This window comes from Pseudomonas sp. HN2-3, assembly GCF_020691745.1.
Classification (GTDB): domain Bacteria; phylum Pseudomonadota; class Gammaproteobacteria; order Pseudomonadales; family Pseudomonadaceae; genus Aquipseudomonas; species Aquipseudomonas capeferrum.
Window position 1 is genome coordinate 5,531,653 of sequence record NZ_CP085704.1, and the last position, 22,729, is coordinate 5,554,381.

15 protein-coding genes are annotated in these 22,729 nt (G+C 62.5%); 8 read left to right on the top strand and 7 right to left on the bottom strand.

What is annotated here, in order from left to right:
- Position 1 precedes the first annotated feature (1 nt).
- Positions 2-4,675 carry a dermonecrotic toxin domain-containing protein gene (locus LJX93_RS25080; RefSeq protein WP_227696511.1) on the bottom strand — a complete coding sequence of 1,558 codons (4,674 nt, stop codon included), beginning with the start codon at positions 4,673-4,675 and terminating at the stop codon, positions 2-4.
- Positions 4,676-4,797: 122 nt separating this feature from the next.
- Positions 4,798-6,801, bottom strand: a complete 2,004-nt coding sequence (locus tag LJX93_RS25085; protein ID WP_095063900.1) for a BCCT family transporter — start codon at positions 6,799-6,801, stop codon at positions 4,798-4,800.
- 421 nt (positions 6,802-7,222) lie between these two features.
- Between LJX93_RS25085 and betI the strand changes: the two genes are divergently transcribed.
- The 7 genes from betI (at position 7,223) to trxC (ending at position 18,496) form a co-directional block, all read left to right on the top strand.
- Entirely contained in the window at positions 7,223-7,879 is a 657-nt protein-coding gene (gene betI, locus LJX93_RS25090; protein ID WP_033701981.1) for a transcriptional regulator BetI, read from the top strand.
- A gap of 38 nt (positions 7,880-7,917) precedes the next feature.
- On the top strand, positions 7,918-9,390 hold the full coding sequence (gene betB / locus LJX93_RS25095; protein ID WP_033701984.1) for a betaine-aldehyde dehydrogenase: 1,473 nt from the start codon (positions 7,918-7,920) through the stop codon (positions 9,388-9,390).
- 76 nt (positions 9,391-9,466) lie between these two features.
- A complete protein-coding gene (betA, locus tag LJX93_RS25100; RefSeq protein WP_033701985.1) occupies positions 9,467-11,164 on the top strand; it encodes a choline dehydrogenase in 1,698 nt (565 codons plus the stop codon).
- Positions 11,165-11,412: 248 nt separating this feature from the next.
- Entirely contained in the window at positions 11,413-13,155 is a 1,743-nt protein-coding gene (locus tag LJX93_RS25105) for a potassium/proton antiporter (protein ID WP_033701986.1), read from the top strand.
- Positions 13,156-13,192: 37 nt separating this feature from the next.
- Positions 13,193-16,510 (top strand): mechanosensitive channel MscK, encoded by a 3,318-nt coding sequence (gene mscK / locus LJX93_RS25110; RefSeq protein ID WP_227696512.1) that lies wholly within the window; start codon positions 13,193-13,195, stop codon positions 16,508-16,510.
- Between the two features lie 45 nt (positions 16,511-16,555).
- On the top strand, positions 16,556-18,016 hold the full coding sequence (selO, locus tag LJX93_RS25115) for a protein adenylyltransferase SelO (RefSeq protein WP_162525080.1): 1,461 nt from the start codon (positions 16,556-16,558) through the stop codon (positions 18,014-18,016).
- A gap of 45 nt (positions 18,017-18,061) precedes the next feature.
- The gene (gene trxC, locus LJX93_RS25120) at positions 18,062-18,496 is read left to right on the top strand and encodes a thioredoxin TrxC (protein WP_033701991.1); all 435 of its coding nucleotides are present in this window, start codon (positions 18,062-18,064) and stop codon (positions 18,494-18,496) included.
- A 2-nt stretch (positions 18,497-18,498) separates the two neighbouring features.
- Here the strand turns inward: trxC and LJX93_RS25125 are convergent, their stop codons facing one another.
- From LJX93_RS25125 to LJX93_RS25140, 4 genes are all read right to left on the bottom strand, one after another.
- Positions 18,499-18,855, bottom strand: a complete 357-nt coding sequence (locus tag LJX93_RS25125) for a helix-turn-helix domain-containing protein (RefSeq protein WP_227696513.1) — start codon at positions 18,853-18,855, stop codon at positions 18,499-18,501.
- Positions 18,845-19,153: a type II toxin-antitoxin system HigB family toxin gene (locus LJX93_RS25130; RefSeq protein WP_033701994.1), complete on the bottom strand. Its 309-nt coding sequence runs from the start codon at positions 19,151-19,153 to the stop codon at positions 18,845-18,847. Before LJX93_RS25130 ends, LJX93_RS25125 begins: the two co-directional genes overlap by 11 nt.
- 70 nt (positions 19,154-19,223) lie before the next feature.
- Positions 19,224-19,997 carry a ParA family protein gene (locus LJX93_RS25135; protein ID WP_047582205.1) on the bottom strand — a complete coding sequence of 258 codons (774 nt, stop codon included), beginning with the start codon at positions 19,995-19,997 and terminating at the stop codon, positions 19,224-19,226.
- A gap of 96 nt (positions 19,998-20,093) precedes the next feature.
- On the bottom strand, positions 20,094-20,984 hold the full coding sequence (locus LJX93_RS25140) for a LysR family transcriptional regulator (protein WP_033701996.1): 891 nt from the start codon (positions 20,982-20,984) through the stop codon (positions 20,094-20,096).
- A 165-nt stretch (positions 20,985-21,149) separates the two neighbouring features.
- Here LJX93_RS25140 and LJX93_RS25145 point away from each other — a divergent pair, with 165 nt between their 5' ends.
- On the top strand, positions 21,150-22,337 hold the full coding sequence (locus LJX93_RS25145) for an MFS transporter (protein ID WP_202883864.1): 1,188 nt from the start codon (positions 21,150-21,152) through the stop codon (positions 22,335-22,337).
- Positions 22,338-22,371: 34 nt separating this feature from the next.
- Here the strand turns inward: LJX93_RS25145 and LJX93_RS25150 are convergent, their stop codons facing one another.
- Positions 22,372-22,719, bottom strand: coding sequence for a YgiW/YdeI family stress tolerance OB fold protein (locus LJX93_RS25150; RefSeq protein WP_033701998.1), 348 nt, complete (start codon positions 22,717-22,719; stop codon positions 22,372-22,374).
- Positions 22,720-22,729 lie beyond the last annotated feature (10 nt).

Sequence of the window (22,729 nt, forward strand, 5' to 3'; positions counted from 1 at the left end):
CTCAATCGAACGGGATGATACCGCTCGCCTGCTCCAGGGTCAGCTTGCCGCGGTGTACACGAACGCTCGCGGCAGCTTCTTCGCGTCCACTCATACGGCGCTGGCTCCAGGTTTTCAGGTGGCCCTGGGTAAAGTCCCGGGCAAGCGCATCAGCTGAGCGCATATGAAAATGCGCCACCCACAATGGCCGCCCCGACGTTGCTCCAGGTTGCGCCAGACGCATGATCTTGTACTCATCGAAGGTGCTGCCATTGCTCATGACTTGCCTGGGGCTGACATATTCCACCTTGAGCAAGCGTTGCTCATGCAAGAACCGCAATGCTTCAGCGCTGGGGTAGTGTGTATTGGTGTAAAGCGTGGTCAGCTTGAGGTTCTTCTCCGCTCGAAGCCGGTCCGAGGCCGCTTCCAGGCTTTTTATCAAGGCGGGGTTTGCGCCCTCCTCACCCAGCGATGTCGCCGCGCGGCCGAGCTTGTCTATCTGGCGTTCGAACAACCGCGCCAGCCGAGGGCCCTTGAGGTCGTTGTCGATGTACGCTTGCGCCTTGAGGCTCAGCTCGTCGTTTTCGTCCAGCAGGGTCTGCACGCGCATGGCTGTATCAACGGGCTCTGCCTGCGATTCGAGCGGAACCTGCTCAGCCACACGCTCTCGCCACTGGCCATGCTCCCAGTCGAAAATGGCCAGTACGACGCCGCTGAAAGGGTCACGCACCTCAAGCACTTTTTGCCCGTCGTCATCGCGCTCGGTACCGATGAGTGTTTGCCCCTCGGCGTTTCGCACTACCCGTTGCGGCTCGCTCGAAACAAGGTAGGCCGCCCGCTTCGGCGGCACGTTTGCGCCTTCCTGTTCTTTGATGGCCTCGACCAGGCGGCGACCGGCATCGAGCTTCAGTTTTTCCAGCTGGGTGCGGTACCGGTCGGTCATCGAGACTTCGACCAGCGCCCCACCATCACTGCGAATGCGTGCGCTGTTGACCAACGCCTCGGCATACTCGTCCCACGCTTCCTGAAGGATGACAACCCGGTCTTCCACCGGCAGGTTGGCGAAATCGAGCTCGCCATGAGCGCCGGCCGCATTGCGCAAGGCAGCCCCGGTAAGCTCCTCCCTGAACCGGGCTACTTTGCGCTGGCCGGTGGTGACGTCCAGGTGCAGCGCCAGATTCGCTAGGTTCATCGCCTGATGGAAACGGAACTGCACTGTGCTGAATTTGCGCAGCGCAATGAGTGAGTCAACGGTGCGACTGTGCATTTCAATGGGGCTGCTGATTACCAGATCGCCAGGCGCACCCGGCAACAGCTCGTCCAGGCGCTCGTAGGCGGCGAGTATGCGGTCTTGAAGGCCCACTACATATTCGAGTCTACGACGCAATGCTCGATAGGGCTCGAGCACCTGCAGCAGCGGCTGCCCATCGAGCCTGGCTTGCATGCGATCCAGCCCTGGGTAATCCGCCAGGTTCCACAACTCATTGAGGATGAAATCGCTGTTACGGATCTGATTGATCAGAACAGTGCGCCGCTGCTGTGAAATGACCTCTTCCCAACCGCTCCGAGCGCTGGCGAACTTGGGTTCGAACAGGGTTTCAAGAACACTTTGTATGGCTGTGTCACTTTGAACAGCCTCTTCGAGGTACCCGACCGCCTCTTCGCGCTTACTGACGATTTGTGCCTCCCACTCAGCGATACGCACAGCGTACTGACCGATGAGAGCTTGGGACGCTTCCCGCTCACCGTCACTGACAGCGGCGTCCACCCTGGCCTGTGCCCTTGCGCGCAAGGTCTTGAGCTGGGTGAGTTTGTGTTGCAGTTCCGTGATTTCAGTTCCAACCGTTCCAAACTGCGCCGTCGCACTGTTCACCTTGCCATTGAGGTTGTCGGCAAACTCCCTCAGTTTATCAAAGCGCCGGGCCAGTTGCGCTCGCGTGTCGCCCCGCCTCATTCCGCCAACCAGGCGTAACGCAGTATCCACTCGCCAAACACCCAGCGTACAGGCCAGCCATGGCCCATACCCGCCTTTAGAGTCGATCACTCGCACACCGTCCGGGCCCACTTCAACGGGGTAAGCATCACCCCCCATGGCCGCGTAGAGTCTACCTTGGACTCGATACAAACCTTCAGCATCGCCACTTGCCTGCAAGTTCGACTCATCCAGTGCTATGTCCACCCGCATGGCCCGCAGCGCCTGCCGCTGCGCAGGCGGCAGCCAGTTGAACCCGTGGTTGCCGCGCCAGCTCAAGTCAAGCTGACGCCCAGGCAGCGCTGCCAGCGCACCAATCGCCGCTTCGGCTTCAGTGGCAGGCGCCACCGACACTTCGGCAAATGCCCCGCGTTGCGCGGCAGGGCCTTCGAACTGGTCTGCGCCGGGGGGCTGCCCGGCCACACCAAGCTGCAGACTGGGTTGCCGCGCATGCAGCAACACCATCCCCAGGTTCAGCAGCAAGTCAGCGATGGCGGCGGAGCGGTCGAATTCCCCCCCCTGCTCGAGGGCCAACAGGTCGTTTTCCAGCGACGTCAGCAGTTGTACCAGCCACGCCACGCTGGCCACCGGGCCGCGCAGCGCCAGGGTGGCCAGGTCAAACAGCAGCCAAGCGCCCTGGCACAGGGTTTGCCAACGGCGCTCTGCATTGGAGGTGGATTGCATGTCAGCCAACTCGACGAGCAGGTCGCGGTTGGCGTTGTAGAGTTTGTCGTCGATATCGCTGCCCCACAGCTGCGGATCGATGACGGGTGGCTCAGGCTTCTCAGGCAGGCTGAAAGGGTCCGGCCCCAGACTCGTGACATGTGGTTCGCGGAACCCACCATGGTCATAGATAGAGCGAACCTGGGGGTCCAGCCAATCCAGAATGCTCACTTGCAACAAGGGGGACTGTTGGATGTGCTCCAGCAACGCCGCCAGGCTTGCGTATTCCCGCAGCGTGTCCTGCCTGTACAAAGGGCGATAGAACAGCACCCGCGACGGCTCGACGCAGAACAGCAAATACATGCCACGCACGTTGTCATGTTGCCCAGAGTGAGGCTGGCGCCTGAATGCCAGCGGCATCAGGACCATGCGCGGGGTTTGCGGGTCGACATGGCCAGCGCAGAAATCAACCACACACTGCAAGCCGGCATCCGTGAGCTTGCCTTCAAGCTTGCTGGTCAGCGCGCTGAACCGCAGGGCGCTGCGCCATTCCCGGCCAAATCGCCTGACGCGCTGTGCACGCTGCAGCGGGTCGTCCAGTTGGCGGGCAACGTACGCCGGGTAATTGCCACCGATATCGACCTGGCTCACCAACTGATTGGCTGCGTCGGCATCCAGCCAGGCAGGTACGTCTGCACCGTTGGCGCACCGGATACGCAGCACCGAGGCACCCCCGAGTGCACCGAGGTTGCCGATGGCGAATTCGGTGAGGGTCTTCTCGCCTTCGAGTACCACCGGCTCGCCGCCCCCTGTGCCCGTTCCGGCGCCACCCGGTACCCCACGGGCCACGAAGAACTGCAATATCAGATCGTCCGGGGATGTGTGATCGGCGTGGGCCAGGCGCATCTGCTCGCTCAGGCGCTGACGGGTGTAGTCGGCCAGGCCCTGGATGCCATCCAAGGCTGGGATACTCTCAGCGTCGAGCTGGTCGAGCGCAAGCTGCAGCAAGCCCGCGTGATAAGCCATGCTGTCATCACCGTCGCTCAGCGACAAGCCAGGCGGAGCCTCGACCGCCGGGGTATCGTCGGGGTAACGGTCGAACCACTGTGCGGGGTCGCTCATCTGAGCAAACAGCCGCTCAAGTGCCGCGACATCGGCCAACTGCCCATAGCGCACCCTGTCGACCTGAGTGAACAGCGTCTCGAGCAGCAGCCCGACTTGCTGAGCGAATACATTGCCCTCGACCGGGTAGCGTTGCCATGACAGGCCATCGAAGCTGTAGCGCTGTGCAAGCTCGTCACGCAGGGCAAGGGCGAACGCGGCCAAGGATGGAAAACCTCGCACATTGCCAGAAGGGGCGCACCACAACACGACCTGCCGTTCGTCCCATTCGCCGGTGATCAGCAGATGGCACAGCGTCTCATCCCAATACCCGGAGCCCGTCGTCAGCCGGGTTTGCACGAAGCTCACCGCCGGTTGGTCACGACCGCCCCGTATCAGGTCACGGACGCAGTCTTGCTCTTGCGCATCCAGGCCTTGTAACGGCAGGCCGCGCAGCAGAGCTGTTTTCAACAGCAACTGCAGCCACTCATCACGGCTTGCACCGCTGCTGCCCTGGCTGCGCCAATAGTCGAGCTGCGCCTGGCAAAAGTGCTGCGGCAGTTGTTCGATCAGGTCATTGATAGGGCCCGTCAAGCCACTGAGCTGCCGGGTGTCGAACGCGCTGTCGGAACCGGCGAACCGGTACGGATCGACCAAACCGAGGTTATGGTGGCGCCCATCGACAGGCTCCAGGTCGACCGAGTTGGTCTGGAGCATGGCCTGCAGCACCCTGTCGACCAGCGGCTCAGTGGACCAGTAAGGTGTGGAAGGATCAGGGCTGTCCAACATCAGCGCGTCGGCAGACGGCAAGGTAGGCTCGACGACTGCCAGCCACGGCAGCTCACTCAGCAACAGCGTGAGCAGTTGCTCGCTGACGACCTGACGCAGGGTCGGACGGTCGCCGAACTGCAGGGCAGCGGCGCGTTTGAAATCGAATGTCGAAGTGTCGGAACTGGACATGTCCAGGGCCTCCTGGTGGATGGACCAGAAGCCTTGCGCGAACGCCTGCGGTAGCGGTGCTACTTATTACATGCACAAAGGCAACAGGCCCTGCTTATCGGGCAGGGCCTGTTGCAACCGCATCAGCTGTACACACGCCCCAACAACTGGCGGTGGCTTTCGAACTGGTCCAGCACATCACGCACGATCTGTTCCGGGACAAAGCCCATCAGGTCGTACTCCTGGCTGCCATCATGCAGGTAGACCTCGGCACGGTAGAAGCGCTGGCGCACTTCCGGCTCACCCTCGACCGGGGCCTCGCTCGGCGCGGCCATGTAGCCGTCCAGGCTTACTTCGTAGACGAAGGGGTTGCCCTCTTCCATCATCACCCGCAGGCCCATGGTGTTGCGAGACTGGCCAACCCGGGACTCCACTTCGAAGCCCAACGTACGCAGCTGCTCGGCCGCTTCTTTCAAGGCCGGGCTGACCTGCTTGTCCATGAAGCGCTGTACCACCGCCTGGGTTGGCTGCAGGTCCAGCTGGGTCAGCCGCTCGCTGAAGCCGCGGCGGCCACGGGCGGCCAATTGGGCGCGCTCCTGCTCGACGGCGACGTCCTGCTTCATGGCCTTGTACAAGCCGAACATGAACAGCACCAACACCACCGAGAACGGCAGGCCGGCCAGCACCACCATGGTCTGCATGGCTTCGAAGTTGCCGGCGAACAGCAGGCCGATGGTGACCAGGGTGATGATCACCGACCAGAACACCACCATCCAGTGCGGGGCGTCTTCATCGACCTTGCCGCCTTTGCACGACAGGTTGGCCATCATCACCGCACCGGAGTCGGCCGGGGTGAGGAACAGCACGAAGCCGACGAATACCGCCACGCCGATCACGATCTTGGCCGCCGGGAAGTATTCCAGCAGTTGGTAGATCGACATCGACGGCTGTTCAAGGGCTGTCTTGCCCAGCTCCACGGCGCCCTGGTTGATCACCAGGTCCAGCGCGGTGTTGCCGAAGATCGACAGCCAGGCCAAGGTGAAGCCCAACGGGATCAGCAGCACGCCGCTGACCAGCTGGCGCACAGTGCGGCCCTTGGAGATACGGGCAATGAACATGCCGACGAACGGGCCCCAGGAAATCCACCAGGCCCAGTAGAACACGGTCCACAGGCCCAGCCAGCGCTCGGATTTACCAGCCTCGCCTTCGTAGACGTACAGGTCGAAGGTTTTCAGCACGATGCCGTTGAGGTAGTCGCCGACGTTCTGCACGAAGCCGTTGAGCAGGTGCAGGGTCTCGCCACCCAGCAGCACGAAGATCAGCAGGCCGCTGAACAGCATGATGTTCAGGTTGGACAGACGGCGGATGCCGTTCTCCACGCCCGATACCGCCGCCACGGTGGCAACGCCGGCCATCACCAGGATCACCATCAGCAGGTTGGTCTGGCTGTGCTCCATGCCGAACAGGTATTCCAGGCCCGAAGAGACCTGCATCGAACCGATACCCAGGTTGGTCACCAGGCCCAGCAAGGTGACGAACATGCCGAAGATGTCCACGGCATTGCCGGCAGCGCCCTTGACCCAACGCTCGCCGACCAGCGGGTACAGCGCCGAGCGCAGTGCCAGCGGCTGGTTGTGGCGGTAGGCGAAGTAGCCCACGGCCAGGCCGACCAGGGCGTAGATCGCCCAGCCGTGCAGGCCCCAATGCAGGAAGGTCAGCTGCAGGCCCTGGCGCGCGGCCTCGAGGCTGGCAGGGGTGCCTTCTGGCGGGTTGAAGTAGTGGTCCAGGGGCTCGGAGGCGCCGAAGTACAGCAGCGAAATACCGATACCGGACGAAAACAGCATGCCGGCCCAGGCGCCGTAGCTGAAGTCGGGCTGGTCATCCTTGCCGCCAAGCTTGAGCTTGCCGTAGTCGGAGAACGCCAGGTAGACGACGAACAGCAGGTAACCGCAGATCACCAGCATGTAGTACCAGCCGAAGGTGCGCGTCAGCCATTTCTGGGCCACGCCCAGCACTTGGCCTGCGGTTTCGGGTACAGCGATAAGCAAGGCAGTCAACGCAAGGATCAGCAGCGCCGAGGTGTAGAACACCACGCTGTTGACCCGGACCCTCTCGGCGGGGGGGTTGGTAAGGGAGGCAGAACTCATTGCACGAATGCTCCGGGCAGTACGGCTATGGAGGCTAATCAGTGTTTTCCCGAGCAATTGGTGGAATACCCCCACTGCATCAGGTGTTATAAAAGCACCCTGGAAACCGTGATCCCGAATCGAATCGTTGCAAAAAAAACAGACTCAGGCCCGCTCCAAGGGCCCTGCGCGCGGCCTTTGACCGCTCGGCAGAATCTGCATTTCGCATCGCTCATGCCCGTCAACGCCTTGTATTCCGGGGGTTACACGATTTTCCTGGGGTGTCGATTCGTGCTGCCTGGCTGCCCTCAAAGGGTGTCAATGGCACAAATTGTCGCAGAGCTTATTCTTTATTGATTGAACGTTCAATCAAAACAAAATAGACTGGCCTTCGCCGAGTCAGCCGCCCGTCGTCTGCTCGCAGGCCTGAGGAGATAGCAAGATGCCCAAGGTCGGTATGCAACCCATCCGCCGCCAGCAGTTGATCGAAGCCACCTTGTTGGCGGTCGATCAGGTCGGACTGGGGGACGCCAGCATTGCGCTGATTGCCCGGTTGGCCGGGGTGTCGAACGGCATCATCAGTCACTACTTTCGGGACAAGAACGGCCTGATCGCAGCGACGATGGGTTACATCATGAGCATGCTCAACGAAGGCGTTGCAGCGCGGCGCCAGGCACTGACGGACGACAGCCCGCGTGCCCACCTGAAAGTGATCATCGAAGGTAACTTCGATGCCAGCCAGGTGAACGGCCCGGCAATGAAAACCTGGTTGGCCTTCTGGGCTTCCAGCATGCACCAGCCCGACTTGCACAGGTTGCAGCGGATCAACGATCACCGCTTGTATTCCAACCTCTGCTGTCAGTTCCGCCGCGTCCTGCCGCTTTACCATGCGCGCAAGGCAGCCCGCGGGCTGGCGGCCCTGATCGACGGCCTGTGGCTGCGAGGCGCCCTGTCGGGAGATGCTTTCGACACAGACCAGGCGATACGAATCGCTTACGAATACATGGATCTACAACTGGCTAAACAGCAGACCCTGGGCACAATCGACCAGGCCTCTGAACAACCGCGCACGGCGATTGCCAAACAGGCAGGCGCGTGACGCAGTAGCCAACCACACACTGCACTTGCGAGGACACTATGGCCCGTTTCGGAACGCAAAAACTCTACATTGATGGCGGTTATGTCGACGCTGGCAGCGATGCCACTTTCGAAGCCATCAACCCGGCTACCGGCGAAGTCCTCGCCCATGTGCAGCGCGCCACTCAGGCCGACGTCGAAAAAGCCGTCGAAAGCGCCGAACGCGGCCAGAAAGTCTGGGCAGCGATGACCGCCATGCAGCGCTCGCGCATCCTGCGCCGCGCCGTCGACATCCTGCGCGAGCGCAACGATGAGCTGGCCCAGCTGGAAACCCTGGACACCGGCAAGTCGTACTCCGAAACCCGTTACGTCGACATCGTCACCGGCGCCGACGTGCTGGAGTACTACGCAGGCCTGGTTCCGGCCATCGAAGGCGAGCAGATCCCGCTGCGTGAAAGCTCCTTCGTCTATACCCGCCGCGAGCCGCTGGGTGTGACCGTGGGTATCGGCGCCTGGAACTACCCGATCCAGATCGCCCTGTGGAAGTCCGCGCCAGCCCTGGCCGCCGGCAACGCGATGATCTTCAAGCCTTCGGAAGTCACCTCGCTGACCACCCTGAAACTGGCCGAGATCTACACCGCAGCGGGCCTGCCTGACGGCGTGTTCAACGTCCTGACCGGCAGCGGCCGCGAAGTCGGCACCTGGCTGACCGAACACCCGCGCATCGAAAAAGTTTCCTTCACCGGCGGCACCACCACCGGCAAGAAAGTCATGGCCAGCGCCTCGAGCTCGTCGCTCAAGGAAGTCACCATGGAACTGGGCGGCAAGTCGCCACTGATCATCTGCGCCGACGCCGACCTGGACAAGGCCGCCGACATCGCCATGATGGCCAACTTCTACAGCTCCGGTCAGGTGTGCACCAACGGCACCCGCGTGTTCATCCCTGCCCCGATGAAAGCCGCCTTCGAAGCCAAGATCGCCGAGCGCGTTGCCCGCATCCGTGTAGGTAACCCGGAAGACGAGAACACCAACTTCGGCCCGCTGGTCAGCTTCCAGCACATGGAAAGCGTGCTGGGCTACATCGCCAAGGGTAAAGAGCAAGGTGCCCGCGTGCTGTGTGGCGGTGAGCGTCTGACCGAGGGTGATTTCGCCAAGGGCGCTTTCGTCGCTCCGACCGTGTTCACCGATTGCACCGACGACATGACCATCGTCAAGGAAGAAATCTTCGGCCCAGTGATGAGCATCCTCAGCTACGAGACCGAAGAAGAAGTCATCCGCCGCGCCAACGACACCGAATACGGCCTTGCCGCTGGCGTGTGCACCAACGACATCACCCGTGCCCACCGCATCATCCACAAGCTCGAAGCCGGCATCTGCTGGATCAACGCCTGGGGTGAATCGCCGGCCGAAATGCCGGTCGGTGGCTACAAGCAGTCGGGCGTTGGCCGTGAAAACGGCGTCAGCTCGCTGGCTCAATACACTCGCATCAAGTCGGTCCAGGTCGAGCTGGGCGGCTACAACTCGGTTTTCTAAACCCTGTCTAGCCACGCCCGTGCCGCCGTGCACGGGCGTCCCCGCTCCCTGATCACCGCCAAACGAGGGTACTTTCATGTCCCAAGAATTCGATTACATCATCGTCGGCGCAGGTTCGGCCGGTAACACCCTGGCCACGCGCCTGACCGAAGACGCCAGCGTCACCGTGCTGCTGCTCGAAGCCGGTGGCCCCGACTACCGCTTCGACTTCCGCACCCAGATGCCGGCCGCCTTGGCGTTCCCGCTGCAGGGCCGTCGCTACAACTGGGCGTACGAGACTGACCCGGAGCCGCACATGGACGGCCGCCGCATGGAATGTGGCCGCGGCAAGGGCCTGGGTGGCTCCTCGCTGATCAACGGCATGTGCTACATCCGCGGCAACGCCATGGACTTCGACGGCTGGGCTGAACTGCCAGGCCTTGAGGACTGGACGTACCTGGACTGCCTGCCGTACTTCCGCAAGGCAGAAACCCGCGATATCGGCCCTAACGACTACCACGGCGGCGAAGGCCCGGTCAGCGTCGCCACGCCCAAGGCTGGCAACAACCCGCTGTTCCACGCCATGGTCGAGGCCGGCGTGCAGGCCGGTTACCCGCGCACCGAAGACCTCAACGGCTATCAGCAGGAAGGCTTCGGCCCGATGGACCGTTCGGTGACCAAGAACGGCCGCCGCTCGAGCACCGCCCGCGGCTACCTGGACCAGGCCAAGAAGCGCCCGAACCTGACCATTGTTACCCACGCCCTGAGCGACCGCATCCTGTTCGACGGCAAGCGCGCCGTTGGCGTGACCTACCTGGTCGGCGACAGCGAAGAGCGCGTCGAAGCCCGCGCCCGCAAGGAAGTCATCGTCAGCTCCGGCGCCATCGCCTCGCCGCAACTGCTGCAGCGCTCTGGTGTTGGCCCGCGCGCCCTGCTGGAAAGCCTCGACATCCCGGTGGTGCACGACCTGCCGGGCGTCGGCGAAAACCTGCAGGACCACCTTGAGCTGTACCTGCAGTACGCCTGCACCCAGCCGGTGTCGCTGTACCCGTCGCTGCTGTGGTGGAACCAGCCGGCCATTGGTGCCGAGTGGCTGTTCAACGGCACCGGCATCGGCGCCAGCAACCAGTTCGAGGCCGGTGGTTTCATCCGTACCCGTCCTGAGTTCAAATGGCCGAACATCCAGTACCACTTCCTGCCGGTAGCGATCAATTACAACGGCTCCAACGGCGTCAAGGAACATGGCTTCCAGGCGCACATGGGTTCGATGCGCTCGCCAAGCCGTGGCCGCATCCAGGCCAAGTCGAAAGACCCACGCCAGCACCCGAGCATCCTGTTCAACTACATGGCCACCGAGCAGGACTGGCAGGAATTCCGTGACGGCATCCGCCTGACCCGCGAAATCATGGCCCAGCCGGCGCTGGACCCATACCGTGGTCGCGAGATCAGCCCGGGCGCGCACGTGCAGACGGACGAAGAGCTGGACACGTTCATCCGCGAGCACGCCGAAACCGCCTTCCACCCGTCCTGCTCGTGCAAGATGGGCACCGACGACATGGCGGTGGTCGATGGCGAAGGCCGCGTGCACGGCATGCAGGGCCTGCGTGTGGTCGATGCGTCGATCATGCCGATCATCATCACCGGCAACCTCAACGCCACCACGATCATGATCGCCGAGAAAATCTCGGACAAGATCCGCAACCGCAAGCCATTGGCGCGCAGCACTGCCAAGTACTACGTGGCTAACGGTGCGCCGGTCAAAGGCAAGCCGATGCGTGAAGTGAAGCAGGGCTGACCTGCACTGGCCTCTTCGCGGGGCAAGCCCGCTCCCACAGGAACCACCTATCCCTGTGGGAGCGGGCTTGCCCCGCGAAGAGGCCCACCCTGGCAGTACAAGAAAAGGCACCCACCGCGGTGCCTTTTCTACATCTGCAGAAACGCTTTACATGCTGCCAATTCATCAGGTTAGAATCGATTGGCACGCGACCTGCTAGTCATCAACGCTATCGAGTCTTCTTCCCCGCGTTTCCCGGAGTACTGCCTTTGGATGCCAGCACCATCAACAGCCTGTTTCTGATCGGCGCTTTGCTGGTGGGTGCAAGTATCCTGGTCAGTTCACTGTCGTCACGCCTGGGTATCCCTATTCTGGTCATCATCCTCGCCGTCGGCATGGTCGCAGGCGTGGACGGTGGCGGCATCATCTTCAACAACTACCCGACCGCGTACCTGGTGGGCAACCTGGCCCTGGCGGTGATCCTGCTCGACGGCGGCTTGCGCACGCGTGTGGCCAGTTTCCGCGTGGCGTTGTGGCCGGCCTTGTCGCTGGCCACCGTCGGCGTGATGATCACCACCGCCCTCACCGGCCTGGTCGCGGCCTGGCTGTTCGACCTGAGCCTGATCCAGGGCCTGTTGATCGGCGCCATCGTCGGCTCCACCGACGCCGCAGCAGTGTTCTCGCTGCTGGGTGGCAAAGGGCTGAACGAACGGGTCACGGCCACGCTGGAGATCGAGTCGGGCAGCAACGACCCGATGGCGGTGTTCCTCACCGTCACCCTGATCGAGATGATTGCCAGCGGCCAGACCGGCCTGCACTGGAGCCTGCTGGGCCACCTGCTGCGCGAGTTCGGTATCGGCGGCCTGCTGGGCCTGGGCGGCGGCTGGCTGATGCTGCAGTTGGTCAACCGCATCAACCTGGCCGGCGGCTTGTACCCGATTCTGGTCGTGGCCGGCGGCCTGGTGGTGTTCTCGCTGACCAACGCCCTGCATGGTAGCGGCTTCCTTGCCGTGTACCTGTGCGGCCTGGTGCTGGGCAACAAGCCGATCCGCAGCCGCCATGGCATCCTGCACATGCTCGACGGCATGGCCTGGCTGGCGCAGATCGGCATGTTCCTGGTGCTGGGCCTGCTGGTCACACCCCACGACCTGCTACCCATCGCCTTGCCCGCCTTGGGCCTGGCCCTGTGGATGATCCTGATCGCCCGGCCGCTGTCGGTGGTTGCCGCACTGCTGCCGTTCAAGGCCTTCCACGGTCGCGAAAAGGGCTTCATTTCCTGGGTCGGCCTGCGCGGTGCGGTACCGATCATTCTGGCGGTGTTCCCGCTGATGGCCGGGCTGCCGGATGCACAGCTGTTCTTCAACCTGGCGTTCTTCATCGTGCTGGTGTCACTGCTGGTGCAGGGCACCAGCCTGCCGTGGATGGCCAAGCTGCTGAAGGTCACCGTACCGCCAGACCCTGCGCCCATCTCACGCTCTGCGCTGGAAGTGCACATCACCAGCGAGTGGGAGCTGTTCGTCTACCGCCTGGGGGCGGAAAAATGGTGCATCGGCGCTGCCCTGCGCGAGCTGAAGATGCCTGAGGGCACCCGTATCGCCGCGCTGTTCCGTGGCGAGCAACTGCTGCACCCATCGGGCAGTACCGTGCTGGAAGTCGGCGACATGCTTTGCGTGATCGGCCACGAACATAACTTGCCCGCGCTGGGCAAGCTGTTCAGCCAGGCGCCGCAACGTGGCCTGGACCTGCGCTTCTTCGGCGACTTCGTGCTTGAAGGCGATGCCGAACTCGGCGCCGTGGCGGCGCTTTATGGCCTGAAACTTGACGGCCTGGACGCGAAAATGCCGCTGGCGCAGTTCATCCGACAGAAGGTCGGAGGCGCTCCAGTAGTAGGCGACCAGGTCGAATGGCATGGCACGATCTGGACCGTGGCGACCATGGACGGGAACAATGTGCAGAAAGTGGGCGTCAGATTCCCCGAAGGAACGCGACCCGGACCAGGATTGTTCCTCTAAACTGCGATTCTGCCCCGATCCACAATGTAGTCTGCCTATGTCCCTGCGCGTGTACCTTCGCACAGCCCTACTCGGGTTGTGCCTGTCCTTCTCGTTCGCGGCCACCGCGAACGCCGCGGCCGAAGCGCCGACCACTGCCAGCATCCAGCACAGCCTCGACAAGATTGCCGAGCGCAAGCTGCCCGAGGCCGATCAAAAGGCCCTGCAGCAGGTGCTGGAGCAAACCCTGAGCCTGCTTGCCAGCAAGGAAGACAGCGAGAAGAAGCTGGCCGCGCTCAAGCAACAGTTGGCCGGCGCGCCGAAAGAAGCCAACGACAGCCAGAAAGAACTGGCCAGGCTCAAGGACAGCAAGCCGCAACCGGTCGCCCAGCGCTACGCCACCCTCACGGTGCCGCAGCTTGAGCAACTGCTCAGCGAGCGCAGCACCCTGCAGGGTGAGCTGCAAAAGGCGCTGTCCGAAGCCAACAGCCTGATCATCAATTCCCAGACCCGCCCAGAGCGCGCCCAAGCCGAGATCAGCAACAGCCAGGCCCGCACCCAGCAGATCAACAACAACCTCAAGTCGGGCAAGGACAACGGCAAGGCGCTCAACGCCGACCAACGCAACCAGCTCAACGCCGAGCTGGCCTCGCTCAACGCGTTGACCCTGCTGCGCCGTCAGGAGCTGGCCGGCAACAGCCTGCTGCAAGACCTTGGCAGTGCCCGACACGACCTGCTGATCGAGCGCGCGGCGCGCCTGGAGCAGGAAATCCAGGACCTGCAAACGCTGATCAACGACAAGCGCCTGGCCCAGTCCCAGGAGGCCGTCACCCAGCAGTCGATCGAAGCCCAGAAGGCCGGCGGCAGCAGCCTGCTGGCCAGCGAAAGCACGATCAACCTCAAGCTTTCCGACTACCTGCTCAAAAGCACCGATCGCCTCAACGAACTGACCCAGCAGAACCTGCGCACCAAGCAGCAGCTCGACAGCCTGACCCAGGCCGACCAGGCGCTGGACGAGCAGATCAACGTGCTCAAGGGCAGCCTGCTGCTGTCCAAGATCCTCTACAAGCAGAAGCAGACCCTGCCGCACCTGAAGGTCGACCGCGACCTGGCCGACCAGATCGCCGACACCCGCCTGTACCAGTTCGAGATCAACCAGCAGCGCGAGCAGATGAGCAGCCCGGTCACCTATGTCGACAAGCTGCTGGCCAACCAACCGCCGGAAGACGTCACCCCGCCACTGCGCAAAGCGCTGCTGGAAGTGGCGATCACCCGCAGCGACCTGCTGGAGCGCCTCAACCGCGAACTCTCGGCCCTGCTCAACGAATCGATCACCCTGCAGCTCAACCAGAAGCAACTGCTGGGCACCGCCCAAGGCCTGCGCACCACCCTCGACGAGCAGATGTTCTGGATCCCCAGCAACAAGCCGCTGGACTGGGACTGGCTGCGCTACGTCCCTGAGCGGTTCGCCGACCAGGTCGCCAGCCTGCCCTGGGGCTCGGGCATCAAGGAACTGGCCGACGGCCTCAGCCAGCGACCGTTGCTGTTCCTGCCGCTGCTGCTGGTGATCGGCGGCCTGCTGTGGCGGCGCAAGTACCTGTATCAACGGCTCGGCAAGGTGCACCAGGACATCGGCCACTTCCGCCGGGACAGCCAGTGGCACACGCCCCAGGCGATCCTGATCAATATCCTCCTGGCGATGCCGGTGAGCCTGGGCCTGGCGCTGTGCAGCTATGCCTTGCAGATCGACGCCCGCGGGCAGAATGCCAACCTGGGCGCCGCGCTCTGGCAACTGGCCCAGGCCTGGCTGGTGTTCTACACCGCCTACCGCATCCTGGCGCCTGGCGGCGTGGCGGAAATCCACTTCCGCTGGCACAAGCCCCAGGTCGAGTTCCTGCGCGGCTGGGTGCGCAGGCTTGGCACCGTGGTGCTGGCACTGGTCGGCGTGGTGGCGGTGGCCGAACATCAACCTTCGGCGCTGGCTGATGACGTGCTCGGCATCGGCGTAGTGCTGACCTGCTACGCGCTGATGGCCTGGCTGCTCAGCCGCCTGCTGCTGAGCAGCCCGGCGCATCGCGACACCTCGCTGTTCCGCCGGGCGGTCGGGGTGGCGTTCACGGCCCTGCCCATCGCCTTGTTCGTAGCGGTGTGCTTCGGTTACTACTACACCGCCCTCAAGCTCACCGACCGGCTGATCTACACCCTCTACCTGCTGATGTTCTGGCTGGTGATCGAGGCTGCCTTTGTCCGTGGCCTGTCTGTGGCCGCGCGGCGCCTGGCCTACCAGCGCGCCCTGAGCAAACGTGCAGCGGCCAAGGAAGGGCTGGATGGCGAAGTGATCACCGAAGAGCCGACGCTGGACATCGAACAGGTCAACCAGCAGTCGCTGCGCCTTATCCGCCTGGCCTTGCTCGGCGGCTTCATCGCCGGCCTGTACTGGGTATGGTCGGACCTGATCTCGGTGTTCGCCTACCTCAACAACTTCACCTTGTACGAATACACCAGCGGCACCGGCGCGGCCGCCAGCATGGTGCCGATCAGCCTCGGCGACCTGCTTGGCGCGCTGGTGATCGTCGGCATCACCTTCGCCCTGGCCGGTAACTTGCCAGGTTTGCTGGAGGTGCTGGTGCTGTCGCGCCTGAACCTTGCACAGGGCAGTGCCTACGCCACCACCACGCTGCTGTCGTACACCATCGTCGGTATCGGCATCGTCAGCACCCTGTCGACCCTGGGGGTCAGCTGGGACAAGCTGCAATGGCTGGTGGCGGCGCTGTCGGTCGGCCTGGGCTTCGGCATGCAGGAGATCTTCGCCAACTTCATCTCCGGCATCATGATCCTGTTCGAGCGCCCGGTGCGCATCGGCGACACCATCACCATCGGCAACCTGTCCGGCACGGTGAGCAAGATCCGCATCCGCGCCACCACCATCACCGACTTCGACCGCAAGGACATCATCGTCCCCAACAAGACCTTCATCACCGGCCAGTTGATCAACTGGTCGCTGACCGACACGGTTACCCGGGTGACGCTGAAACTGGGCATCGACTACGGCTCCGACCTGGACCTGGTGCGCGACCTGCTGCTCAAGGGCGCCCACGAGAACCCAAGGGTGCTCAAGGACCCAGAGCCGATCGTGTACTTCCTGAACTTCGGCGAAAGCTCGCTGGACCACGAACTGCGCATGCACGTGCGTGACCTGGGGGACCGCAACCCGACCCTGGACGAGATCAACCGCTACATCAACCGCGAGTTCAAGGCGCACAACATCAAGATCTCGGTGCGCCAGGTCGAGGTGTTCCTGATGGACACGAAGGGCGGCAAGCAGCAGCTGGTGCCCGTGGAACAGCCGAAATCGGATGGCACTGCGCAGGCCTGAGTGGGCTCGAATGCTTTATTCTGTGCTGAACCCCAGGAGCAGCCCGTGAAAGCCCTCGACCAACTCACCTTCGACAACCGCTTCGCCCGCCTGGGCGATGCGTTCTCTACCCAGGTCCTGCCCGAGCCCATCGCAGACCCACGCCTGGTGGTGGCAAGCGCGTCGGCCATGGCCCTGCTCGACCTGGACCCAGCCCAGGCCGAATCGCCCTTGTTCGCCGAAGTGTTCAGCGGCCAGAAACTCTGGGAAGAGGCCGACCCACGCGCGATGGTCTACTCCGGCCACCAGTTCGGCTCCTACAACCCGCGCCTGGGCGATGGCCGCGGCCTGCTGCTGGCCGAGGTGCTCAACGAGGCGGGCGAACACTGGGACCTGCACCTCAAGGGCGCCGGCCAGACGCCGTACTCACGCATGGGCGACGGCCGTGCCGTGCTTCGCTCGTCGATCCGCGAGTTTCTTGCCTCCGAAGCCCTGTATGCCTTGGGCATCCCGACCAGCCGGGCGCTGTGCGTGATCGGCTCCAGCACCCCGGTCTGGCGCGAAACCCAAGAGAGCGCCGCCATGCTCACCCGCCTGGCGCAGAGCCACGTGCGCTTCGGCCATTTCGAATACTTCTACTACACCAAGCAGCCGGAACAGCAGCGCGTGCTGATCGACCATGTGCTGGAACAGCACTACCCCGAATGCCGCGAGGCCGAACAGCCCTACCTGGCCATGTTCCGCACCATCGTCGAGCGCAACGCCGAGCTGATCGCCCGCTGGCAAGCCTATGGGTTCTGCCACGGCGTGATGAACACCGACAACATGTCGATCCTGGGCATCACCTTCGATTTCGGCCCCTATGCCTTCCTCGACGACTTCGACGCCAACTTCATCTGTAACCATTCCGATGATCGCGGCCGTTACAGCTACAGCAACCAGGTGCCGATTGCCCACTGGAACCTCAGTGCGCTGGCCCAGGCACTGACCACGGTGATCGAGGTGGAACCGCTGAAGGAAGCGCTGGGGCTGTTCCTGCCGCTGTACCAGGCGCATTACCTGGACCTCATGCGCCGCCGCCTGGGGCTGACCAGCGCCGAAGACGAAGACATGGCCTTGGTCGAGCGCCTGCTGCAGTGCATGCAAAAGGGGGGCGTGGATTACACCCTGTTCTTCCGCAAGCTGGGCGACCAGCCACTGGCCGAGGCACTGCAGGTGGTGCGTGACGATTTCATCGATTTGGCGGGTTTTGATGCCTGGTGCGTGGATTACCTGGCCCGTTGTCAGCGCGAGGCAGGCAATGAACAAGGACGCCGTGAGCGCATGCATGCGGTGAACCCGCTGTATGTGCTGCGCAACTACCTGGCGCAGAAGGCCATCGAAGCGGCTGAAGCAGGCGACTACAGTGAGGTGCGGCGGCTGCATCAGGTACTGAGCCGGCCGTTCGACGAGCAGGCCGGGATGCAGGCCTATGCCCAGCGGCCGCCTGAGTGGGGCAAGCATCTGGAGATCAGCTGTTCTTCGTGATCCGGGGGCCGGCGCACGGCCCCCAAAATTCCAAAGGAAACCCAAATGACCGATCCACTGCTGATCCCCTGCCCCCACTGCAACGGCCTCAACCGCCTGCCCGCCACACGCCTGAGCGACGCCCCAAAATGCGGCCGCTGCAAACAGGAGGTGCTGCTCAGCCAGCCCTTCGAACTGACCGAAGCCAGCTACGCCAGCCAGGTCAAAGGCGACCTGCCGCTGCTGGTGGACGTCTGGGCCGACTGGTGCGGCCCGTGCAAATCGTTCGCCCCCACCTTCGAACAGGCGGCCCGCCAGTTGAGCGGGCGCTGCCGCTTGGCCAAGCTGGACAGCGAAGCCAACCGCAACCTGGCAGGGCAATTGGGCATCCGCTCGATCCCTAGCCTGATCCTGTTCAAGAACGGTCGAGAAGTCAGTCGCCAGGCTGGGGCGTTTCCGCTGCAGTCGTTGCTGGAGTGGCTACGCAGCCAGGGGGTTTAATTTCAAGCGTTTGCTAGAAGAGACTCGTAGGGAATACGAAGGCCATCATGCAGGCGCTTAATCATGGATAGACTGAGCCCGCGCTTTCCATTCAAGATTTCTGAAACCCGCCCGCTTGAGCCTATGAAGGGTTCAAGATCCCGTGGCGTAAGACCTTGTTGGTCCATGCAAAATTTGATGGCCTCGATGGGATTGGCGGGGTGAATCGGATAGTGCTTGTTTTCGTACACTTCGATCAGTGCCACAAGTACTTCCATTTCATCAGCTTCTGGGGTGCCCGCCTCTGCCTGAAAAATAGCTTCGAGTCGCTGAAATGCTTCTCGAAGATCGTCATCATTGCGTATCGGCTTAATATTCACAGATTGTCTCCACGTCAATCTCGTCATAGCGCTTGTGCGTACCGACGAACTTCACCCAGGCAATACCGGCTCGATACTGCATCTCGACCACTAGTCGGTACTTGTTTCCTCCGATGTTGAAGACCACGCGGTTATTGCCACATACGCTGGCATTGCCTATCTGATCCTTTACATCTTGTGGTGTTCGCCAGATGGCTTTGATCGCCATATCGTGCCAGCTTTCCAAGGGGGCCTTGGCATCGTCATGCCCAGGTAATTCCCAAAATTTCACCAAGGTGCTTTTGGCAATGACACGCATCCAAGCAAATCTCCCGTTTTGGGAGATTATGCTCGGCAACGAGGGAACGTGCAAGGACTGGGAGTGACGCCTACTCGCTGCGCTCTAGCAAATCGTGCAACTCGACAAACTGCTGGGTCAGCTTGTGCCGTGGCTCCAGGTGAATCAACGGCAAGCTGGCGTGGTGCGACTCGCGCATCTTCACCGAGCTGCTCAGGTACACCGGTAGCACCGGCAAACCCTCGGCCAGCAGCTCGTCGAGCATCTGCTGCGGCAGGCTGGCGCGGGACTGGAACTGGTTGACCACGATGCCTTCGACCATCAGGTCTTCGTTGTGATCGTCCTTGAGCTCTTCGATTTCGGCCAGCAGGCCGTAGAGCGCCTGACGCGAGAAGCTGTCACAGTCGAAGGGTATCAGCACACGATCCGCCGCGATCAACGCAGATACCGCATAGAAATTGAGCGCAGGCGGCGTATCGATGTAGATCCGTTCGTAATCCTCATCCAGCTCGTCGAGCAACTTACGCAGCTTGTTGATCTTGTGCTTGGCTTCGAGCTTGGGCTGCAGGTCGGCCAGCTCGGAAGTCGCCGTGACCACATGCAGGTTGTCGAACGGTGTTTCGTAGATATCGACTTTGTTCTTCTTGCTGAAGGGCCCGCTGGACAGGCTTTGCTTGAAGAAGTCGGCGATCCCCATGGGGATATCTTCACCCGTCAGGCCGGTGAGGTACTGAGTCGAGTTTGCCTGGGCATCCAGGTCGATCAACAAGGTCCGGTAACCTTCGCTGGCGCTGACCGCCGCCAGATTACAAGCGATGCTCGACTTGCCCACGCCACCTTTCTGATTGAACACCACGCGACGCATGAGAGACCTCCGTGTATCAACGAATGCCCGAGTATGTGGCGCCTCGGCAGCTAAGGCCAGTGGCAATTGTCGGGCGAAGATGGCCAGCCATTCACCTCACCACACTTGCCCGGTCAACAGCTCGGCGAAGGCCTTGGCCATCGCCGAGCCCCCGCGCTCACGCTGCACCAGCCACACTGCCGTCGTCGCGCCTTCGTCCAGCAGCGTGCGATACACCACACCCTCGATGCGCATGCGCTGGAACGACGCCGGTAGCACCGACACCCCCAAGCCCGCCGACACCAACCCGATGATGGTCATCGCTTCGCCCGCCTCCTGGGCAAAATGCGGGCTGAACCCCGCGTGGCGCGCCAGGCTGAGCAATTGCGCATGCAGCCCGCTGCCATAGCTGCGCGGGAAGAACACGAACGGCTCCGGTGCCAGGGAGGCCATGTGCACCCCCTGCTCGGTACCCACGGCCAATGGATGCGAGGCATTGATCACCGCCACCAACGGTTCGCGAAACAGCTCGGTCGCCACCAGCCCTTCCGGCAATGGCATGGGCCGCATCAACCCCACTTCGATCGACTCGTCGAAAACCGCTTCGGCAACATCGCGGCTGCTCATTTCCTTGAGGTTGAGGTGCACCGCCGGAAAACGCTGGCGAAAAGCATGGATGGCCTTGGGGATCTTCGACGTGAACGGTGCCGACGAGGTAAAGCCGATCTTCATCTCGCCCAGCTCACCCAATTGCGCACGCCGGGCCACGTCGGCCGCCTTTTCGACTTGCGCCAGCACTTGGCGGGCTTCTTCCAGAAACAACCGCCCCGCCTCACTCAGTTCGACCCGACGGTTGGTACGCTCGAACAGGCGAGCCCCCAGTTCCTGCTCCAGCGCCTGGATCTGCTGGCTCAAGGGCGGCTGCGAAATGCCCAGCTGCTGGGCCGCACGGCCAAAGTGCAGCTCTTCAGCCACGGCGATGAAGTAACGCAGATGGCGCAGTTCCATAATCGGCTCCAAACAAGTCGTAGAACGTCTTAAATAGGTCGAACAATATATTGGATGTAATCATTAGCCAGCTATATGCTTTTTTCATTGCGCCAGAGGTACCCGCCCGTGAAAACTGCTGTAGCCCCCCTACCCGCCGACCCAGAACCTGCCCCCCTGAACGACATGTGGATCGAAAAAGGCACCCCCGCCTTCATGAAGACTGTGCTGGCCCTGTTCAGCGGCGGCTTCGCCACCTTCGCCCTGCTTTACTGCGTGCAGCCGATGATGCCGCTGTTGTCGCAGGAGTTTTCCATCAACGCGGCCCAGAGCAGCCTGGTGTTGTCGGTTTCGACCGCAATGCTGGCGTTCGGCCTGTTGATCACCGGGCCGATCTCTGACCGCATCGGCCGCAAGCCGGTGATGGTCTTTGCGCTGGTCTGTGCGGCCCTGTCGACCCTGGCCAGTGCGGTGATGCCGACCTGGGAAGCCGTACTGGCGACGCGAGCACTGGTCGGCCTGTCGCTGAGCGGCCTGGCGGCAGTGGCGATGACTTACCTGAGCGAAGAGATCCACCCGCAGCACATCGGCCTGGCCATGGGCTTGTACATTGGTGGCAACGCCATCGGCGGCATGAGCGGGCGGCTGATCACCGGGGTGCTGATAGACTTCGTCAGCTGGCACACGGCGATGCTGACCATCGGCGGCCTGGCCTTGGTCGCGGCGCTGGTGTTCTGGAAGGTATTGCCCGAATCGCGCAACTTCCGCCCGCAGGCCGCGAACCCGCGTAGCCTGCTGAATGGCTTCGTCATGCACTTCAAGGACGCCGGGCTGCCTTGGCTGTTCCTTGAGGCGTTTCTGCTGATGGGGGCCTTCGTCACGCTGTTCAACTACATCGGCTACCGCTTGCTGGCAGGGCCTTACCACATGAACCAGGCGTTGGTCGGCCTGCTGTCGGTGGTGTACCTGTCGGGTATCTACAGCTCTGCGCAGGTGGGCGCGCTGGCCGACAAGCTGGGGCGGCGCAAGGTGTTCTGGGTCAGTATCGTGGTGATGGCCAGCGGCTTGTTGATGACATTGGCCAGCCCGCTGCTGATGGTGATCCTCGGCATGCTGGTGTTCACCTTCGGCTTCTTCGGCGCGCACTCGGTGGCCAGCAGCTGGATCGGGCGACGGGCATTGAAGGCCAAGGGGCAGGCATCGTCGCTGTACCTGTTCAGCTATTACGCGGGGTCGAGTGTGGCGGGGACGGCGGGCGGGGTGTTCTGGCACCAGTGGGGCTGGAACGGGATCGGGTTGTTCATCGGTGGCTTGCTGACGATAGCGTTGCTGGTGGCATGGCACCTGAGCAAGTTGGCGCCTAAGACACCTTGAACAAGGGGCCGCCTTGCGGCCCCGAAATCGTGGATCAGTTGACGATCTCGACAATATCCACATCCATTTCACGGCTCATCAGGTGCTTCTCCACCTCGCCGGTCAGCTTGACCTTGGTCTTGTCATTGAATGGGGTCGGTGGCAGGTCTTCATCGTCGATTTCGACGGTGATGGTGCCGGTGTTGTCCTTGAACTCGTACTTGTCGTCGTTGTTGACCTTCTTGGTCACATACCCCTGCAGCACCACCGGTGTGTCATCTGCGGCATCGTTTGCAGCCGCCACGGTAGTCACCGACTGGGCACCCGGGCCGGTATAGCTGGCCGCCAGGGCAGCGGTGCTGAACAGGGGAGCGAGGATCAGAGCAAGGTAACGGATTTTCATGAGGATCAGG

Excerpts from the sequence above, each read along its gene's own strand:
- LJX93_RS25080 (WP_227696511.1), bottom strand. The coding sequence starts at position 4,675 with ATGTCCAGTTCCGACACTTCGACATTCGATTTCAAACGCGCCGCTGCC.
- LJX93_RS25085 (WP_095063900.1), bottom strand. The coding sequence starts at position 6,801 with ATGAGTTCTGCCTCCCTTACCAACCCCCCCGCCGAGAGGGTCCGGGTC.
- betI (WP_033701981.1), top strand. The coding sequence starts at position 7,223 with ATGCCCAAGGTCGGTATGCAACCCATCCGCCGCCAGCAGTTGATCGAA.
- betB (WP_033701984.1), top strand. The coding sequence starts at position 7,918 with ATGGCCCGTTTCGGAACGCAAAAACTCTACATTGATGGCGGTTATGTC.
- betA (WP_033701985.1), top strand. The coding sequence starts at position 9,467 with ATGTCCCAAGAATTCGATTACATCATCGTCGGCGCAGGTTCGGCCGGT.
- mscK (WP_227696512.1), top strand. The coding sequence starts at position 13,193 with ATGTCCCTGCGCGTGTACCTTCGCACAGCCCTACTCGGGTTGTGCCTG.
- trxC (WP_033701991.1), top strand. The coding sequence starts at position 18,062 with ATGACCGATCCACTGCTGATCCCCTGCCCCCACTGCAACGGCCTCAAC.
- LJX93_RS25130 (WP_033701994.1), bottom strand. The coding sequence starts at position 19,153 with ATGCGTGTCATTGCCAAAAGCACCTTGGTGAAATTTTGGGAATTACCT.
- LJX93_RS25135 (WP_047582205.1), bottom strand. The coding sequence starts at position 19,997 with ATGCGTCGCGTGGTGTTCAATCAGAAAGGTGGCGTGGGCAAGTCGAGC.
- LJX93_RS25140 (WP_033701996.1), bottom strand. The coding sequence starts at position 20,984 with ATGGAACTGCGCCATCTGCGTTACTTCATCGCCGTGGCTGAAGAGCTG.
- LJX93_RS25145 (WP_202883864.1), top strand. The coding sequence starts at position 21,150 with ATGTGGATCGAAAAAGGCACCCCCGCCTTCATGAAGACTGTGCTGGCC.
- LJX93_RS25150 (WP_033701998.1), bottom strand. The coding sequence starts at position 22,719 with ATGAAAATCCGTTACCTTGCTCTGATCCTCGCTCCCCTGTTCAGCACC.